This is a genomic window from Ligilactobacillus agilis DSM 20509 (assembly GCF_001436215.1).
GTDB lineage: Bacteria > Bacillota > Bacilli > Lactobacillales > Lactobacillaceae > Ligilactobacillus > Ligilactobacillus agilis.
Window position 1 is genome coordinate 15,149 of record NZ_AYYP01000072.1, and the last position, 17,665, is coordinate 32,813.

At 41.9% G+C, this 17,665-nt stretch carries 15 protein-coding genes; 11 read left to right on the forward strand and 4 right to left on the reverse strand.

Features of this window, described 5'->3' with window-relative positions; genetic code table 11:
• From FC14_RS09445 to tpx, 6 genes are all read left to right on the forward strand, one after another.
• A partial coding sequence (locus FC14_RS09445) for an alpha/beta hydrolase (protein ID WP_235804539.1) occupies positions 1–695 on the forward strand: 695 nt, incomplete at its 5' end.
• A gap of 71 nt (positions 696–766) precedes the next feature.
• The gene (locus FC14_RS09450) at positions 767–1,651 is read left to right on the forward strand and encodes an EamA family transporter (RefSeq protein WP_056977688.1); all 885 of its coding nucleotides are present in this window, start codon (positions 767–769) and stop codon (positions 1,649–1,651) included.
• Between the two features lie 119 nt (positions 1,652–1,770).
• The gene (locus FC14_RS09455) at positions 1,771–2,616 is read left to right on the forward strand and encodes an aminoglycoside phosphotransferase family protein (protein WP_056977690.1); all 846 of its coding nucleotides are present in this window, start codon (positions 1,771–1,773) and stop codon (positions 2,614–2,616) included.
• A 158-nt stretch (positions 2,617–2,774) separates the two neighbouring features.
• Positions 2,775–3,929, forward strand: coding sequence for a D-alanine--D-alanine ligase family protein (locus FC14_RS09460; protein ID WP_056977691.1), 1,155 nt, complete (start codon positions 2,775–2,777; stop codon positions 3,927–3,929).
• A 104-nt stretch (positions 3,930–4,033) separates the two neighbouring features.
• On the forward strand, positions 4,034–5,200 hold the full coding sequence (locus FC14_RS09465) for a hypothetical protein (RefSeq protein WP_056977693.1): 1,167 nt from the start codon (positions 4,034–4,036) through the stop codon (positions 5,198–5,200).
• A 119-nt stretch (positions 5,201–5,319) separates the two neighbouring features.
• Positions 5,320–5,814: a thiol peroxidase gene (gene tpx, locus FC14_RS09470; protein WP_056977695.1), complete on the forward strand. Its 495-nt coding sequence runs from the start codon at positions 5,320–5,322 to the stop codon at positions 5,812–5,814.
• A gap of 85 nt (positions 5,815–5,899) precedes the next feature.
• Here tpx and FC14_RS09475 read toward each other — a convergent pair whose 3' ends face one another.
• Entirely contained in the window at positions 5,900–8,431 is a 2,532-nt protein-coding gene (locus FC14_RS09475; protein ID WP_056977696.1) for a M1 family metallopeptidase, read from the reverse strand.
• A 257-nt stretch (positions 8,432–8,688) separates the two neighbouring features.
• Here FC14_RS09475 and FC14_RS09480 point away from each other — a divergent pair, with 257 nt between their 5' ends.
• From FC14_RS09480 to FC14_RS09495, 4 genes are all read left to right on the forward strand, one after another.
• On the forward strand, positions 8,689–9,840 hold the full coding sequence (locus FC14_RS09480; protein ID WP_056977698.1) for an RNA-guided endonuclease InsQ/TnpB family protein: 1,152 nt from the start codon (positions 8,689–8,691) through the stop codon (positions 9,838–9,840).
• Between the two features lie 177 nt (positions 9,841–10,017).
• Positions 10,018–10,515, forward strand: a complete 498-nt coding sequence (locus tag FC14_RS09485) for a shikimate kinase (RefSeq protein ID WP_235804540.1) — start codon at positions 10,018–10,020, stop codon at positions 10,513–10,515.
• Positions 10,516–10,557: 42 nt separating this feature from the next.
• A complete protein-coding gene (locus FC14_RS09490; protein ID WP_056977700.1) occupies positions 10,558–12,030 on the forward strand; it encodes a glycerophosphodiester phosphodiesterase family protein in 1,473 nt (490 codons plus the stop codon).
• Positions 12,031–12,050: 20 nt separating this feature from the next.
• The gene (locus FC14_RS09495) at positions 12,051–12,593 is read left to right on the forward strand and encodes a DNA-3-methyladenine glycosylase I (RefSeq protein ID WP_056977990.1); all 543 of its coding nucleotides are present in this window, start codon (positions 12,051–12,053) and stop codon (positions 12,591–12,593) included.
• Positions 12,594–13,017: 424 nt separating this feature from the next.
• Here the strand turns inward: FC14_RS09495 and FC14_RS09500 are convergent, their stop codons facing one another.
• The 3 genes from FC14_RS09500 to FC14_RS09510 all read right to left on the reverse strand — a co-directional run bounded on the left by FC14_RS09500 (position 13,018) and on the right by FC14_RS09510 (position 15,474).
• Complete coding sequence (locus FC14_RS09500) at positions 13,018–13,521, reverse strand: universal stress protein (protein WP_050612039.1); 504 nt, start codon at positions 13,519–13,521, stop codon at positions 13,018–13,020.
• Positions 13,522–13,617: 96 nt separating this feature from the next.
• Complete coding sequence (locus FC14_RS09505; RefSeq protein WP_056977702.1) at positions 13,618–13,902, reverse strand: hypothetical protein; 285 nt, start codon at positions 13,900–13,902, stop codon at positions 13,618–13,620.
• Between the two features lie 291 nt (positions 13,903–14,193).
• Positions 14,194–15,474: a replication-associated recombination protein A gene (locus FC14_RS09510; protein WP_056977704.1), complete on the reverse strand. Its 1,281-nt coding sequence runs from the start codon at positions 15,472–15,474 to the stop codon at positions 14,194–14,196.
• A 128-nt stretch (positions 15,475–15,602) separates the two neighbouring features.
• On the opposite strand from FC14_RS09510, the gene FC14_RS09515 reads away from it, so the two are divergent.
• Entirely contained in the window at positions 15,603–17,645 is a 2,043-nt protein-coding gene (locus FC14_RS09515) for a hypothetical protein (protein ID WP_056977706.1), read from the forward strand.
• Positions 17,646–17,665 lie beyond the last annotated feature (20 nt).

Genomic DNA, 17,665 nt, shown 5'->3' on the forward strand with positions numbered 1-17,665 from the left:
TATACCTCCATGATGGGCAAAATGTTTTTTATAGTCGGGAAGCCTTTGCCGGCTACTCTTGGAAACTAATTCCAACCATTAAGCAGAATATAGATTTACCCAAAATGATTATTGTGGGAATTGATAATCATGGCGAAAAGCGCTTGGATGAATACGGCCCCTGGCAAAGTGACTTACCAACTGAAGGACAGGCAGGTGGTGATGGCATGGCTTACGCTGACTGGGTAGTTAACACGGTGAAACCCTTTATCGATTATAAATACCGGACTAAACCTGAGCGTCAAAGTACCTTGTTAGCTGGTTCATCTATGGGGGGCTTAATCACAGCTTATATGGGGGCGGCTTACCCGGAAGTTTTTGGAACTTTAGGTGTCTTTTCACTTTGTTCTTGGTTTAGTCAGCGGGATTTTTTACGGTTTATTGCGAGTCACCCCTTAAATAAGCAGACCAGACTCTATATTCAAACGGGAACTAAGGAAGGCGATGAGGCGGACGCAGCCTTTATTTCCGATATGAACCAAGCCTACATTGATTGTGCTTTAAGCTACTACCAACGAACCCTTGAGGCCGGCTTACCGCTAACTCAGATTTGGTTACGAATTTTGGCTAATGAGACTCACTCTGAATACTACTGGGCTAAGCATTTTAAGGAATTTCTCAACTTTGCTTTTGCTGACCAAAAATTTTGGCAATAATAGGTAGCGTCCAAGTTAAATTGTGCTATAATTTAACAGTTATTGCTATTTTTGATGAGAAGGAAAACGGTATGAGTGAGAAAAAGAAAGGATTTAGTCTTGCTATTATTGGCTGTGTATTTTGGGGTTTGTCGGGAAATGTAGCCCAGGATTTATTTGAACAGGCCCACATAGGACCAATGTGGTTAGTCGGAGTCCGTTTATTAGGAGCTGGGTTATTATTAGTTACTTGGTCGCACTTAACCTTACCGACGACTAAGGTTAAAGCCCTAAAAACGAGGGCATATTTACCCCGCTTGGTTTGTTTTGCACTACTGGGAATGATTCCCTCCCAGTTAACCTATTTTTTGGCAATCAAACACGGTAATGCTTCAAGTGCGACTATTTTACAGTTTTTAGGCCCTTTGTTTATAATAATTTACCTGGCTTTAAAACAGTTACAGTGGCCACGCAGGGTTGATATTATTTCGATTGTGGTCGCACTAGCAGGTACGACTTTATTAGTAACTAATGGTAACTTAAACCAGTTAGCTTTAGAACCACTAGGATTATTTTGGGGAATAATGGCCGGCATCTCGCAAGCCTCTTATACCCTGCTACCTAGCAAGTTGCTAGCTAGCTTTGATGCTAAGCTAGTGATTGGTTGGGCAATGATTATTGGGGGCTTATGTTTTATTCCTACCCTGATAACAACCAAAGTGGCCGCTTTATCTTGGCTTAATTTGGCGGAAATAGCCTTCATTATCGTCTTTGGAACAATGCTGTCTTACCTATTTTATTTGAAGAGTACTAGCTACATTGCTCCCGCTACAACGGGCATGTTAAGCGCTTTTGAGCCTTTGACAGCTTCTTTAGTCGGTCTAGGCCTAGGGACGGTCCACTTTACCTTGATTGGAATATTAGGCGCCTGTTTGGTGTTGTCGACCGCCTTTTTACAGTCGCTTGCTAGTAAATAATGCGTTTAGACTTTAAGTTTAGGCGCATTTTTTTAGCCTGATTTTTGGCTAAAAACTTGCTATTAGTTGCTGTTTGACTGTACAATTTAAGCAAGAAAAAGATTGTGGGGTAAAGTAATATGTTAGTGGATTTTTTAAATGAGTATTATCAAGCCAAGCTAGCAAATATTCATGATGTAGCGGGTAACCAGCACCTAGTTGGTTATAGTCAGCTTTATCGGTGTGATTTGTTTGTTAAAATTTTTAAGGCGGAAGCAATGTTTTATGCTGAACAACACGTTAACCAGGTTTACTGCCCAGAAATTTATTTAGACAGTGTAATTTTTGAAGATAACTATATTGTGGTTTTAAAAGACCGGCAGTTGACGGACATTGATAGTAATGAGGTAAAGGTGACCGAAAAAAAGGCGGAAGAGTATGGGCACTTGTTAGCCAATTTCCACAAAAAACTCACCGGCAATGTTAGTGTCTATCATGACCAACGTAAGTTATCACAACGAATAAAAGCCTATGTTGATGCCTTGCAAGCAAGCCGGTATCAAGACGACATTAATCAGGCCTATGCATTGTTGTTAGCCGATTTACCGACGGCAGATCGCGAGTATGAATTACTACCTAAGGTCGTTTTACATGGGGATTATAGTTTAAGAAACATTAAGGGTTACCAAGGTAAGGAAATCTTGATTGACTTTGAACGAGCTCACATCGGGGTTGCCTATGAGGACTTTATCAAGATTTTTTACAACGAGGTCCACAACGTTGATTTACGCCACGCCTTTATCCAGGGCTATAAGCAGGTGATAAACTTTGAAATTCCGCGTAGTGAGTTACAACGCGCGCTCCTCTTTTTGATTGCCCTTGAAATTTGTGAGTTCCATTTGAGCCACCATAAGGAAAAATTTGGGGATATGGCCCATAAAATGTTAGCCACGATTGAACGTGGGGATGCCGTTTTAAAAGTTTAAAGGATTTTTTAACAACTGGAAAAAGGCAAGGTTTTCATGGTAAAATCTTAGACAACGGGCGAAAAAGAAAAATTTTTCGTGCTTTAATCAATAACTTATCGTATAATAGAGAAGGCCGTATAATATAAAAATCATTATGAGATAGGACGGATATATAAATGGTAGCTAAAAAATTGCATGTTGCGTTGTTATTTGGAGGGAATTCATCAGAACACGATGTGTCAAAACGTTCTGCCCACAATATTTATGATGCCTTAGACAAGGATAAGTATGAAGTTTCAGTCTTCATGTTCACTAAGGATGGCTTCTTATTGGGAAATAAGGATTCAATGCGCATCTTCGATGGCGAAAACGAAGATGAAGTAGTTGCACAAGCGATTAAGGACGTTGATTTCTCTAATCCGTTGGCAAATGTGCAAAATTTATCTGAAGTTAAAGACGTTGATGTCTTCTACCCAGTTATTCACGGTAACATGGGGGAAGACGGAACGGTGCAAGGCCTCTTCCGCTTACTTAACAAGCCATGGATTGGAAGTGGGGTTGCTTCTTCAGCCGTTTCCTTTGATAAGGATTTAACTAAGCAATTGTTGACCTTACACGGAATTAGAAATACCCGCTACGTGGTGGTGACACCTGAAAACCAAGCTGAATACCCATATGAAAAGGTAGCAGCCGATTTAGGTGAAACATTATTTGTAAAACCAGCTCGTCAAGGTTCTTCCGTGGGAATTCATAAGGTTCGTAACAAGGAAGAATATGACAAGGCAATTCAAGATGGCTTCCACTATGACTTTAAGGTGATGGTTGAAGAAGCAATCAAGAACCCACGTGAAGTAGAATGTTCTGTTTTGGGTAACCGTAAGGCAGATGCTTCCCAACTAGGGGCCATCAATATTCCTGAAGGCGATGACTTCTACGACTACAACAACAAGTTCGTTGATGCATCTGGAGTGGTCTTCCAATTACCAGTCAACCTACCAGAAAAATTAACTAAGGAAATCCAACAAATGTCCCTTGACGCTTTTAGAGTTTTAGACAACCGGGGGCTAGCACGGATGGACTTCTTGGTAGATGAAAATGACGTGCCATACTTTGGGGAAGTTAATAACTTACCTGGTTTTACTAACATCTCCTTATACCCACAATTATGGGCTTTATCAGGGATTTCATACGCTGAATTAATTGATAAGTTAATCCAACTTGCGATTGATGAATTCAATGAGAATGCTAAGTTGCACTATGACTTCGTTGAATTAGGCCAAGAAAAAGTTGGTAAGGGCTTAATCAAAAAAGACGGTAGCAAGACTGAATAAGACTAACCACTAAGGCGGGCAATCTGCGGATTAGCCCGCTTTTTTGTTTTTAAGAATTATTCGTGGTAAAATATTTTGGTTAAGAAAGAAAGTGGGAGGAAATTATGAAGTTACATACAGTTAAAGCTTATGAACCATTAGCTCTTAACTTAGCCGCTGCTAAGGATAATATCTATCGTGACTTAGCAGCTAAAAGAAAGGTGGGCAAAGCTGGTCTTTTAGATTGGTACCTTACTAGTCAAAAAATAGCCGGACGTGAGTATCATCTCTTGGTGCAACCAGAAGCTAAACTTTATATACCTTTTACGCCCCAATTAGGCGATTACTTTGAAGATATTTTAAGGTTCATTTTACAACGGTTAGCGGTTACCGGTGAACAAGTGGAAAAAATGCACGCAGGCCTTTTTAATGGGCGGGGCGTTGAAGTAATGTTAAATGCTAGTGAACCAGAATTGGCATTTATCTCTGCAAATGAAGCTAAACTAAAACGCCTTTTGCCAGGGGAGTTAGCTGAGTTTAAGAGCCGCGATGCTCAAATTGGCTATTGTGCCTTATTGGGTTACTGGTTAAGTCACTTTGCAACTGAAAAGGAAGCCCTAGGTGAGATTACGATTAACCAGGTTTTAGGAAATTACTATCCAATCAAGATGAAAAAACCTAACAAGAAGTTTTCTTACGTAACCTTAACTGCTAAGTATAAGGACTTTACGACTTGGGAAGCTGATTTAGGTTTAAGCAGTGACCAATTTGGGTTTGAACGCATTAAAAAAGAAATTATGGCCAACAACAAGAAGGCGATTAACCAGTTTATTGCCCTAAACGCTAGTCACCTTAAGGACTGGGGTGGTAAAAAGGTAGTCAGAAGTTACCTAGAAGGTTACCTAAATGATCAGTTGTTTTTAGGTAATCAGTTGCGGACTGTTTTGACTAACGCGGCTGATTTTCCTCTGTATGTTTACAAGCAGGGGGAATATTTCCTAAACAGCAATCAACCGGCGGTAATGATTGGAGTTGTTTCTTGCCTCTATCAAAGCGTCTTACCATTCTTTGACTTCTTGATGCAATCAGGTGGGTTAGCCAAAAAAGATAATGAACGTCTGCAAGCCTCATTTGCTGACGCCTTATACTGGCTAAAGAATCTGCTACTAGCTGATAAAGACAAGGCCAAGCGGGCTAAGGAAGTTTTTGCAAAAATCCCAGCTGCTGAAATTGAACGTTTGCCTGTTGAAATCAAGGCTTGGTATCAAGAACTAGTCAAAGCTCTAAAATAAGGGTGAAAAAAAATAAGCATCAATGTGATGCTTATTTTTTTATGGGCCTAGTGCAGATAACTTGCGTAAAATCTAGTTAGAGTTATATACTTGAGAAGAACAGAAAGGATGGATGATTTATGCAAGTAACATTTCATGGCGAAGCTTTAGATACTAGTGGCACCCCAGTTGCAGTTGGCAGTGACTTTCCGCAATTTAAACTCACAACTAAGACTGGTCAAACCCTAACTAAGGATGAGTTAGCGGGCAAAGTGACTTTGATTAGCGTGGTACCTGATATCAATACGCGGGTCTGCAGCCTTTCAACTAAGAAGTTTAACCAAGAGGTAGATAAATTTAAGCAAGTTGCTTTTTACACCGTTTCAACTAATACTGTGGCCCAACAAGCTGACTGGTGTGCAGCCGAAGGAGTGGCTAAGATGGAAGTTGTTTCTGATGAGGCCAAGGATTTTGGGAAGGCAACGGGACTTTATATCGAGGCCAAGGGAATTGATGCCCGTAGTGTGTGGGTTTTAGACCAGGCTGGTAAGGTTGTCTACCGTGAATTAATTACTGAGCAAACTAATGAACCAAACTATCAAGCTGTCTTAGATTTTCTAACTAAACTAGCTTAAGTATTTTATTTAAAAAGCGCTAAAGATTACGGTTTTTCAACGTAAATCTTTAGCGCTTTGTTTTTAGAACGGAGTTGGATAAAGCTTAAGCAGTAATTTTAGCAAGTGCAGCCAAGAAGTTAGCTTGGTCAGCTTGGATTAAGTCGACCCGACTAGCAATTACTTTGGTATCCATGGTGATTTCGCGACTGATTTCGGGGTTAGTTAGCTTAGGTTCAAAGAAGGCTTTGAATTCGGCTAACCGTTCTGCTGTGTGCAAGACCCTAGCGGTAACTGTTAAGTAGGTTGGAAATTCCATGTCTCCTCCCACCTTGGCTTCAAGCCAGCTCCACTCGTTTCTAAGCCAGTCCCAAGCTAATTGTTCCCCGCGAGGGTTAGCTAAAACGTTGACATACCAAGCCCGCAAATCTTGGGGTTTGATAACGTCGGCGTCTTCAAAGTGGCTGACTAGCTTTTCGAGTTGGGATTGCTTCTTGGTCTTAGTTAAAGCGGCCAATAAGTCTTGCTTAAAGCTACTGTCACTGGTTTTTTGGTAACTTACCAGTAAGTTATCAAAGAGTTGGTCGCTATTAAAGTTTAGTACCTCATTTTTTAGGACTAAGGCCCGAACGGCTACCGGCAAGGCTACTAATTTAGCTTGGTTAGCTAAAAATAGGTCATGGGCAGCAGCAATGAGCTCAGCATTTTCAGCATATAAAGCGGCGTCTAAGACTAACGGTCTTACTAGTAAATCATCATTGCTGTCACTGGCCTTGGCTTCTAACCCTAAGCGCTTAAGCTGAGCTTGGCTTAGGATTGCTACTAAGGCTTTAAGGTCCTTTTCTCCTTGACTATCAGGGCTAACGAAGAACTTGAGTTTAGCGATAACTTGGGATAAGGTTTCGGTTACAATCGCTGACTTAGAATCCTTAAGCTTCAAGAGTAATGGCAACAGTTCAGCGTGTGATTTGCGGCCACTTTCAGCTAGGAGGCGTAGGTCTTGAAGCAATTGAAGTTGGTCGATGGCGTTGAGGGTATCGACCTCTGTTAAGATATCAGCTAATAATTCGTCACTGTAATCGACAACCAGGTGAGAAGTGTTACCAAGGTTCAAGCGTAAGGCATGGCCCGCTTTAGCCCGCAGCTCTTGGTAAGAACCAAGGTTAAGCTCTTTAGTTGTTAAAAGTTGTGGGGCGTCAAAGTTGGCGTGTAAAGGTACTTGCCAAAGGCGGTTTTGGTCTTGACCTTGGCCGATAAAGAATTGCTTTTGGCTGACAATTAGGTCGCCGTCAACGACTTTTAGGTCTAAGACGGGGTAACCAGGTTGTTCAAGCCAGGACTTCATGATAGCACCGATGTTTAAACCAGAAGCTTGACCAAGGGCATCCCATAGGTCAGCACCAACCGAGTTAGCATATTGGTGGTCGGCAAAGTAATTTTTAAGTCCAGTTCTTAAAGCTTGGTCCCCGATTAAGGCCCGCACCATTACTAACAGCCGGGAGCCCTTAGCATAAACGATGGCCCCATCAAAGAGGGAGTCAATTTCTGCGGGATCTTTGATTTCAACAAAGACTGATTGAACCCCGTCAGTCGCATCACGTTGTAATGCTAACGGAGCTTCTGAGGTTTGGAATGCTTCCCAAATCTTCCAGTTAGGTTCGAGGGCATCGATGGCAACATATTCCATCATGTTGGCAAAACTTTCGTTTAACCACAAGTCTTCCCACCAATTCATGGTTACTAAGTCACCAAACCATTGGTGAGCTAGTTCGTGGGCAATGACCGTTGCGACCACCCGCTTAGTAGCCAGGGGAGTATTATCAGGATCTAAGAGCAGATAAGCTTCCCGGTAGGTGACTAGTCCCCAGTTTTCCATAGCCCCGGCAGAAAAGTCTGGTAAGGCTAGTTGCCAAGAATGAGGGAGGGGATAAGGAGTTTGATAGTAATCTTCGAAGAATTCGATTGAGCGCTTAGCGATATCTAGGGCAAAATCGAGTTCCTTAGCTTGGTGAGCCTTAGTTGCGAATACGCCAATTTCTACCCCGGACTTAGTTTCCGTTTTTTTAGCCTGCAAGTCACCAAAGGCAAAGGCCACTAAGTAAGTTGACATTTTTAAGGTAGGTGCAAAGTAGTGGACACCATCTTCCACTTGAACTTCCGGCATATTGCTGAGGACCGTTTCACCGGCTTGTTCATCAAACTTAATTGCCACCTCAAAAATGGCTTTAGCAGCTGGCTCGTCAACGCTAGGAAAGGCTTGGCGGGCAGAAGTAGTTTCGAACTGAGTCCCAATTAATTGTTTTTTAACCCCATCAACTTCGTAGTAGGAAGGATAAATTCCCATCATCGTATCCGTTAAGGCGGTATCATAGCTGACCTCTAGTTCAACGGGTCCGGTAGTTGGACTAGTAAAATTAACGGTTTCACTGTCATCGCTACTAGTAAATGCGACTGCTTGGCCATTAACCTTGACGGCCTTAATGTTTAGAAATTTTTGGTGTAGGGCCAAATCAGTTTTTAAAGCGCGTCCGCTAATCTTAGTGACCCCACTAATCTTTTTGGTTTGACGATTGATGTCAAAATAGAGTTGGTAATTTTTAGGAACGAAAACGTCTAATAAGTGAGCAACTTGTCCCATAAAAACCCTCCTTTATAATTAAGATTCACCTTATATGATACGCTCTTAAGTGATAAATTGCGAATGATTTATTTTAGTTGAACGGGAGTGATTGTAATGGAGGACTCAACTGTTAACGAAAATATATTAAAACCTAATCAAACAACAGCTAATATAATCAATCAGAAAGTAAAAATATGGGATTGATGTATTCTAGAACTTATGTTTTGAAATTTGGCTAAGAAAGTGTTATCATCTCTGTAATGGGAGGTGAGTTTATGTTATGCGTACAAAAGGTTAGGCTATATCCTAATCAAACTATGAAACGAGTCCTCGATGATTTATGTGCTTATCGTAGATACTGTTGGAATCAAGGCCTAGCTTTATGGAATGACATGTATGATGCTTCGCTAATTTTAGAAGACAAAAAGCTCCGTCCAAGCGCCCGCAAGGTTCGTGATGAATTAGTTGCTAACAAGGAAGATTGGCAGTATCAATTGTCGGCCCGGTGTTTACAGCTTGCCATTTCTGACTTAGGCAAAGCTTGGAGTAACTTCTTTAAGAAGTCATTACCAAATTGGGGCAAACCGAAGTTTAAATCTAAAAAGACGGCTCGCCAAGGTTTTAAGACGGACCGGGCTCAGATTGTTAACGGCAAGTTACGCTTGGATAAACCGCACGGGGTTAAAAGCTGGGCTGATATTAGCTTTAAGGGTGCTAAAAGTTTGACTGGCGACCTCAAAGTTGTTTCAATTTACCGTGAAAACGGCAAGTACTGGGCGAGCTTACCTTTTGAAGTTAAACAGACAAAGAAAGTTAAGACCGACAGACAGACAGCTATTGACGTTAACGTTGGCCACTTTGATTATACTGAAGGTCAAGTCAAGACTTTGCCTAATAACTTAAAGGCTTTGTACAAACGCATCAAGCATTACCAACGCCTCTTAGCTAGAAAACGGGTGGCAAATGGAAAGAAGGCGACCCAAGCTAATAATTACGTTAAGACGAGAACCAAGTTGCAACGTGATTATCGCAAAGTCGCTAATATCCAACATGATATTGTCCAAAAGTTTACCACCATGTTAGTTAACGACTATGACCGCATTGCCATTGAAGACTTGGCTGTTAAGCAAATGCAGATGAGTCACGTCGCGTCTAAAGGCTTACACCGGTCGATGTTTGGTTACTTCAAACAAGTTTTAAAATATAAGTGCGAATGGTATGGCAAGGAATTAATCTTAGCAAATCGTTACTATCCAAGTACCCAGCGTTGTTCTGCTTGTGGTCATGTTAAGACTGGTGAAGATAAAGTCGGACTTGACGGTAACAAGAAACACAAAACCAAGCATAATGAATATATTTGTTATGACTGTGGGGCGGTTATGGACCGAGACGAAAATGCTGTAAGAAATTTACTTGCCTTACTGTAAAAATCAACGGGGTGGGCTACACCCTTAAGCTACAAGAGTCAGTCACTGTCATTACCCACAAGTTGGGATATGGGAATACTGGTGTTGACGGTAGTAAATAAAATTAAGAAAGGAAAACTATATTCTTTCTCAAATATAATCATTTGCTATATTTGTTCACATTTTATATAGCAGATCGTGTTAATTGGTTTTATGGGAAGTGGCAAGACTACGATTAGTCAGCTCCTAGGAAAAATTTTAGCTAAACCAGTGGTCGATTTAGACCAAGCGATTGTTAAGCAAACAGGTAGTGAAATTACGAAGATTTTTAACCGCCATGGTGAACAGTATTTTCGGCAGCTAGAACATGATTCGCTAAAAAGAATTATTACTGAAAGTGGGATTTTAGCAACTGGTGGTGGCACCCCACTTCGAGCGGATAATGCAGAAATTTTAGAAACTTCTGGAGCAAAAGTTATTTTGCTGGAAGCCAGTGGTGAGACGATTTTAGAACGGTTAAAAACAGATTGCTCACGCCCACTAGCTAAACAAATGGCTAAACAGCAGCTACTAGCCTTAAAGCAAGCCCGGCAAAGTCACTATCAGCAGTGTGCGGATTTGACGATTCAAACGGATAAGTTGACTCCTAAGGAAGTGGTAGCCAAAATTTTAGCTAGTTTAGAGACTGTCGTTTAGCCGGTTAATCTGCTAAGATAGTTAGTAAGTGAGGTGGTAAAAGTGGCTGAATTTAGGGTGAACCAGCGTTTGTTTGGAGTTGCCTTAGGAATTGTTCTTGTAGCTAGCCAGCTATTTACTTACTCTGTCTTAGCGGTAGGGGTAGCTTTAATTTTTAGTCCATTGTTAGTAGGAGCAGTTAATTTTAGGCAAAAGCGGCAGGTCAATTACATCAGCTGGCTAATAACAATGCTAGCTTTAGGGATAATCGGCCTGCCTTTTTTAGGGCTTAGTACTTATTTTTACTTAACAACCCATTTACGCTTAGGTTGGCACTGGCTGGATTTTTTCACCAATAATCGGCGCTTGATGGTACCGGTGTTGGGACTAGGTTGTGGCCTACTCACCTTGGCCAGTTTGATTTGGGTAAAGCGGTTAGGCGAATTTAGCCCCCAAACCTTAGCCAAACGCTACTTAACGGGCGCCTTGTTAGTGGTTAGTGGCCAATTAAGTCTGTCTTTTCTATTAATAAAATTAGGTCAAGTTGAAGATAGTCTAGCTTACCTAACCTTATTAGCGAGTGCTGCCTGGGTTTTGCATCTAGGGCTGGTCTATCTTTTTTATAGTTTCTTATTGACGGGTCACCTAGTTAGGTTAAGGCTGGGTAAATTAGGACTCTTAGGGATAGTCTGCGCGCTAAGCTTGGTTGGTTGGCAAACAAGGACTTATCTAAGTCAACCGTTAGCAAGGGGAGTTAAGGTAATCGCGCATCGGGGCGTGAATCAAGATAATGCCTTAGGTAACTCCACCTTGGCCTTGCAAAAAACTAAGCGGGAAGTAAAACCTAATCTAGTAGAAATGGACGTCCAAGCCACTAAGGACCGCAAGTTTATTGTTAGTCATGATGAGGATTTGAAACAATTAACTGGTAAAGCACTGGTGGTTGACCAAAGTAATTTAAAGCAGTTAACGGGCCTCCGGGAACGCCAAGCAGGTAAGCAAGCCAAGCTGGTTAGTTTTACCACTTACTTAAGCGAAGCCAAGCGCTTGGACCAACCACTGTTAGTCGAACTAAAGGTCCCAAATAAAAATTACCGGCAAACTAACAGTGGCCAAGAATTTGGGCAAACCTTTGCTAATGAGCTGGCGGCCAGAGATCAAGTGCATAGCATGAGTTTGCGGGCTTTGTGGCAGTTAAAAGCGGTAAGCCCTAGGACTTCGGTGGGCTACGTTTTACCGATTAACATGTGGGGCTTGGTTTTGGGTCCCCTTGATTTTTATTCCGTCGAGCAAAACACCTTAACCCGGAGCTTGGTTTGGCAACTCCACCACCAGCACCAGCAGGTTTACGTGTGGACGGTTAACCGGCCAGCTGACATTAGGCGGGTGCTGGCTAAAGGAGCAGATGGAATTATCAGCGACGATTCAAGCCAAGTAAAAAGAGAACTAAAGCGCTTGCAAAATGATAAGAAAAGTTTAAGATTAGCAAAATTTAGGGTGATTTTGAATGAATTTAGCTACGGTTTGCGTATATAGATAATGAGGTGATAATTATGCTGAAATGTCCGTGGGCTTACCTAAGTCCAGAAATGGAGGCTTACCATGACAAAGAATGGGGCAAGCCTTTATATGATGAACGTGCTTTATTTGAACTTTTGTGTCTAGAACAACTGCAAGCCGGGTTAAGCTGGCAAACCGTCCTAAAAAAACGACCAGCCTTTAGGAAAGCCTTGGCTAATTTTGAGGTTGCCAAGCTGGCTAACTTTGACGAGTCGGATTTAGCCCAATTACTTGCCAATCCGGCCTTGATTAGAAATAGGCGTAAACTAGAGGCAATTTTAGCCAACGCTCGCTTGATTTATGACCAGCAACTATCGTTAGCCAAGCTGTGTTGGGCTTACGTGGATGAAAAACCACTTATCAATCACTGGCATTCAAGCGAGCAAGTGCCTGCTCAAACGGATTTGGCCAGCCAAATGGCCAAGGATTTAAAGCAGGTAGGCTTTAAGTTCGTGGGGCCGACTACGATTTATTCGTTTATGCAGGCTAGTGGAATGGTTAATGACCATTTAGAGTCGTGTCCCTGTAAGGAAGCCTAGTAACTAGTGGTGATTTGAAAATAATTGAGTAGGAAATCTAAATTGTGCTACTGATCCAGTGTCTACTTATTGACAATCTACCTATATTGTAGTATGAAAAAATAAAACCATTTTTATATAGCCATTCAGAGGGAAAGAAAATCGTATACACTAATAAGGTTGCATTACCTATTTTGATGATTGTCTATTTAGTAAAGGCAATCAATCCTAGATATGATATAGGTAAATTAATGAAGAGTGTTCGGAAATTTACTACTAGTGATAGTGAGGCACAAAAAATAGGTTTTGAAAATAAAAAGAGTATAGGGATAAAAAGGATTAATTTAAGTATCTAAATAAGATGAAACTTATAATTCCGCGTAAAAAAAGACCTCTGAGTTTTAGCTCAGAGGTCCTTTTTGATACCATCTCAATTAAAGAATATTTAGTCCTTCTTTTGTTGGGCCTTACGTTGGGCTTTGCTTAGCGCTGGCTTGTTTTCGAGGTCAGTTCTAACGACCAGCACATCGCAATCGGCCACCCGGGTTACGTATTCGGTTACGGAACCGATTAAGAGCCGTTCGACGGCATTTAAACCAGTGGCCCCAATCATAATCAAGTCGATGTCTTTTTCCTTAGGTAAATCTTTAGCAATTACTACCTTAGGAGCGCCGTATTCGACAGCGTAGTCAATGTTAGTTAGGCCGTCTTTTTTAGCATCTTCAACGTAACCAGCCATTGTTTTTTTAGCTGTATCAGTAACTTGTTCAACCATAGCAGTGTCGAAGCTAGAGATATTTTGGAAAGCACGGGTATCAACGACGTGAACAAGGTGGATGGCAGTGTCATTACCATTCCGTTTAGCAACATCGATTGCCTTCTTGAAGGCCAATTCAGCTTCGTAAGAACCATCAACGGGAACTAAAATGTTTTTATATCTTTGTAACATAAGACTCACCCTTTCTGTCTTCCTCACTTATATTTTACTTCATTTTGATATAAATGAAAAGTGAAACCAGTTACAAAATCATAAAAAATTATCGATTTAAAGGTAAGTTAGCATGATAAAAGACAAAATTGACACAAAAAATGCGGCGCAAAGTACAATTAGTAGGGCCCACAGAATCTGGCCAATGATGGTAATGAAAAGGCTAAGGGCTCCCAGTGCCAGTAAGATTAGGCCACAGACCTTTAAAACGCCTCCTAAGGTCAGGGTGCTTTCAGGGTGAAAGACTAAAAAGGGCTTACGTTGGTGGCCAAGTAAGTAACCGCCCATAAAAAGTAAGATGGAACTGACAACGATTAATAAAATAATGGCAAGTATCTTCAAAATCAAAAATCCTTTCAAAAAAATCCAAAAGAAAAGAGCCAATTGCTTGGCTCCCAAAATCCGCTTATGCCGTTAATCATCCCAGTAGTTGCACCCGCTGTCGCAGGAAAATATATCCCTAGCTAGGCTTTTGTTACCCAAGTGAAATGGTCTAACAGCCACCAAGCAAACTCCGGATATCTAAGTCGTAAGTGTTCGGTCAACCATACGTAAAGGATAAGGCGTACACAGCAGATTTACTACCATCATCATAACATAGCTTTCAAACAAATTCAAACTACTTTGAAAGCGTTAACTAAAAGGGCGACCTTGTGCCTGACACAGTTTTAAGTACTGTTCCTTTAAGGCTTGTTCATAACGGCCGTTATCTTTAGGTTGGTAGTAGTGTTTTTGCTTTAGTTTACTTGGTAAATAGTCTTGTTTTACCCAGTCGTGTAAGTAGTCGTGGGGGTACTTATAATCTACACCTCGGCCGAGCTTTGCTGCCCCTTGATAGTGACTGTCTCTTAAGTGGCTAGGAATCTCACCGTAATTTCCTTTAGCTAAATCCGCTAAGGCAGCATCAATGGCAGTAATGGCGGAATTTGATTTCGGTGAAAGGCACAAATCGATTACGGCCACTGCGAGGGGAATTCTTGCTTCGGGAAAACCAATCTTTTCTGCTGCCGTGACGGCTTGGACGGTTCGGGCTGCCGCCTGGGGATTAGCCAACCCGATGTCTTCGTAGGCGATGGTCAACAACCTGCGACTAATAGAGGGGAGGTCTCCTGCTTCGATTAAACGGCCCATATAATGAAGGGCGGCGTCGGCATCGGAGCCACGAATTGACTTTTGAAAGGCGGAGATAACGTCATAATGGGCATCGCCATCCTTATCGTGGACCAGGGCCTTTTTTTGAACGCATTCTTCGATTACACCCAGGTCGATGGTAATTAGGCCGTCAGCAGCCGGCGGCGTCGATTTAGCCGCTAGTTCTAGGCCGTTTAAAGCACTCCTTAAATCGCCATGGGTTACTTGGCTTAAATGCTCTAGCGCCTCTGGGGTTAAGTTAATCTTAAGTTTGCCTAGGCCTTTTTCCTCATCGGTTAAAGCTCGGTTGATGGCTATTTTGACGTCTGCCGGGCTTAAAGGTTTGACCTCAAAGATTTGGGTCCGGCTGCGGATGGCTGGGTTGATTGAGATGTAGGGATTTTCGGTTGTCGCACCCACGAGAATAATCCGGCCACTTTCTAAGTGGGGTAAGAGGAAGTCTTGCTTAGGTTTGGTTAGGCGGTGAATTTCGTCTAAAAGTAAGATGACGGTACCAGACATTTTGGCTTCCAAGACAACTTGTTCTAACTCCTTCTTAGAATCGGTGGCGGCGTTTAAAGTTCGAAAAGCGTATTTAGTTGAGCCGGCAATCGCGCTAGCAATGCTGGTTTTACCGGTTCCAGGAGGGCCGTATAAAATCATCGAGGATAGAAGCTTGGCTTCCACCATCCGGCGAATAATTTTACCTGGCCCCACTAAGTCAGTTTGCCCGACGACGTCTTCAATTTTTTGCGGGCGCATACGGTAGGCGAGTGGTTGCAAACAGGTCACTTCCTTTTGAGAATTTACTTATTATTTTAGCATAGCTTGGCTAAATCTGTTACTGACTTGCTTTACTATGCTTTTAGCTTTCTTTATAATAAGAGAAAAGAATAGCGAGGGATGATTTTGTGCAAGTAGATGCAATCGGAAACCAAATCCAAATTGATAATTTAACGGATGTCTTAGAAAATATCACCTACCAATTAACTAAAAATGTTGAAGTTTTAGAGGCTGATGGTCAGTGGCTGAAAGCTGATAGCCTAAAAGAAAACCAGTACCTAAAGCAAAACCGCCACAGTGTCAGTCTAACAACTAATCCTAATTTAAACTTAGCTGAGCTTAAAAGCGAATTAAGCTTACTCACTGAGACCTTAAGTAAGCAATTAACGAGGGGCCAAAAGGTATTTCCTTTTAGTCAGGCAAGTAAAAAACACCACGGTAGACAGCCGGGTTATAGTCTGAAAGTAGTTTTACCAGAAAAATTATTTAAATTGCTGTATACAAGTAAATTTAAGGAAACTAAGATTGATTACCTTAGTTTTCGTAACCAGGTCTACCTAAAATTAGCCCAACAATTAGTGGCTAAGCGTGCTTACATGACCTATCTTTTTGGGGCCACACCCTTTGCTTGGCAAGAAGGGGTTAGCGAAGAATTAAGCTCCCCAAAAAGAAGTGTGACTAACAGCTTAAACCAAGTCGAATTAAAGGAAGCTAATGCCCTAGATTACCTTAACCTGGAAAGCTATCTAGCAAGTAAAAGCAGTGCTAGTTTAACGAGCGATAATGTTAATTTGAATTTAATCGAAATTGATGGCAAGCAGACGATTGAAGCCTTACTAATCACGGGCCTTGATTTTAATCCCGTCAGCGAAACCTTAATCGAAGGACCCGCTTTAGAATTTTTAAATGTCTGTCTAGGTTATTTCTTGATGACCGAAGGAATCGGAGCGGGAGATTTAAAGGCAAGTTTGAGCCAGGCCCGGGCATTAAATCAAACCGTGGCTTCCGAAAATCCATTTGCCCCCAGTGTGGTTGCCGGTGAGTTACGCAAGTTTTTAGAGGAATTAAATCACTTTGCGAGCGCCTATTACTATCCAGGTTGGCAGCCAGCCTACACTAAGTTAAGAAAACGACTTGCTGATCCTAAGGCTAGTCTAAGTGCTAGCTTACTTAGGGCGCAAGGCGAGGCGGATTCTTTATATAGTCTGGCCTTAAGTAGGGGCTTTAAAACTGAAACAAGTAAGCAAACGTTAAGTTACGAACTCCAAACAATGCTTACAGCGGCGATTATGACTAACCATAAGTTTCGAATTTTAAACCAGGAGTTAGGCCTCGTTCAAATTGATGAGACTATCTTACAAGCCGGGCTTAAAACCAAGGAAAATAGTGCCTTGTTAGAAACAATGTGGGCAAATAAGCAGGTAAGTAAGCAACTAGTTTCTGCCGGAGGCTTTGAGACCTTAAAGGCTTGGCAGGTCAAGAGTCTGCAAGAACTAGAGACCTTAGCGCCTAAGTTAGCTGATAAGGCCCTTGCAATTAAGAGTGTCAGTGACCATGCTGCTAAAGCCAGCCGACTCTTTAGGCTGCCTCCTAGTTCAAGGCAGTTAAAGGCCAGTGTTCAAGCTGTGTTGAAGGAGCAAAAGCAAGCCCTCCTTGAACAAGTGGCTCCTGGTTCTACCTACCGGGCGTTAATTATCAAGGGTAAGCTGGTTAGTTTAGTTGAACGGATTCCAGCTAACGTAGTCGGTAATGGCCGGGCTAGCTTAAAGGAATTAATCGCAAGTAAGCACTTAATTTTGGGGCCAGTAGAACGTGAAACCTTGGCTAGCCAGGGAATAGGACTAAATGATGTAATTGCCCGGGGAATTCAAGTGCTCTTACGTTATGATGCAACTGAGAATACGGGGGCCAGTCAAGTGGAAAGTTTGGCCGACCTAGATGAATCCTACCGTACTGCGATTGAAAAAATCGCTCAGATTTTAGGCATGAGTGAGGGGCAAATTGACTTAATTATCCCTAATATCTACCAAGCTTATCAACAAGAGCCAGGGCAGTTATACTTCTTGGGGGCCCACCGGCAAATTAACCTTGCCTTACACTTGCAGGTGTTAATGGCTGCTAATAAAGACTTACCGGCTACAATCTTAGATAAATTATTGAAAGCTAACTAAAAAAGAGGCGCACTCCTGAT

Coding starts and splice junctions, on each gene's coding strand:
- FC14_RS09450 (WP_056977688.1), top strand. CDS start 767: ATGAGTGAGAAAAAGAAAGGATTTAGTCTTGCTATTATTGGCTGTGTA.
- FC14_RS09455 (WP_056977690.1), top strand. CDS start 1,771: ATGTTAGTGGATTTTTTAAATGAGTATTATCAAGCCAAGCTAGCAAAT.
- FC14_RS09460 (WP_056977691.1), top strand. CDS start 2,775: ATGGTAGCTAAAAAATTGCATGTTGCGTTGTTATTTGGAGGGAATTCA.
- FC14_RS09465 (WP_056977693.1), top strand. CDS start 4,034: ATGAAGTTACATACAGTTAAAGCTTATGAACCATTAGCTCTTAACTTA.
- tpx (WP_056977695.1), top strand. CDS start 5,320: ATGCAAGTAACATTTCATGGCGAAGCTTTAGATACTAGTGGCACCCCA.
- FC14_RS09475 (WP_056977696.1), bottom strand. CDS start 8,431: ATGGGACAAGTTGCTCACTTATTAGACGTTTTCGTTCCTAAAAATTAC.
- FC14_RS09480 (WP_056977698.1), top strand. CDS start 8,689: ATGTTATGCGTACAAAAGGTTAGGCTATATCCTAATCAAACTATGAAA.
- FC14_RS09500 (WP_050612039.1), bottom strand. CDS start 13,521: ATGTTACAAAGATATAAAAACATTTTAGTTCCCGTTGATGGTTCTTAC.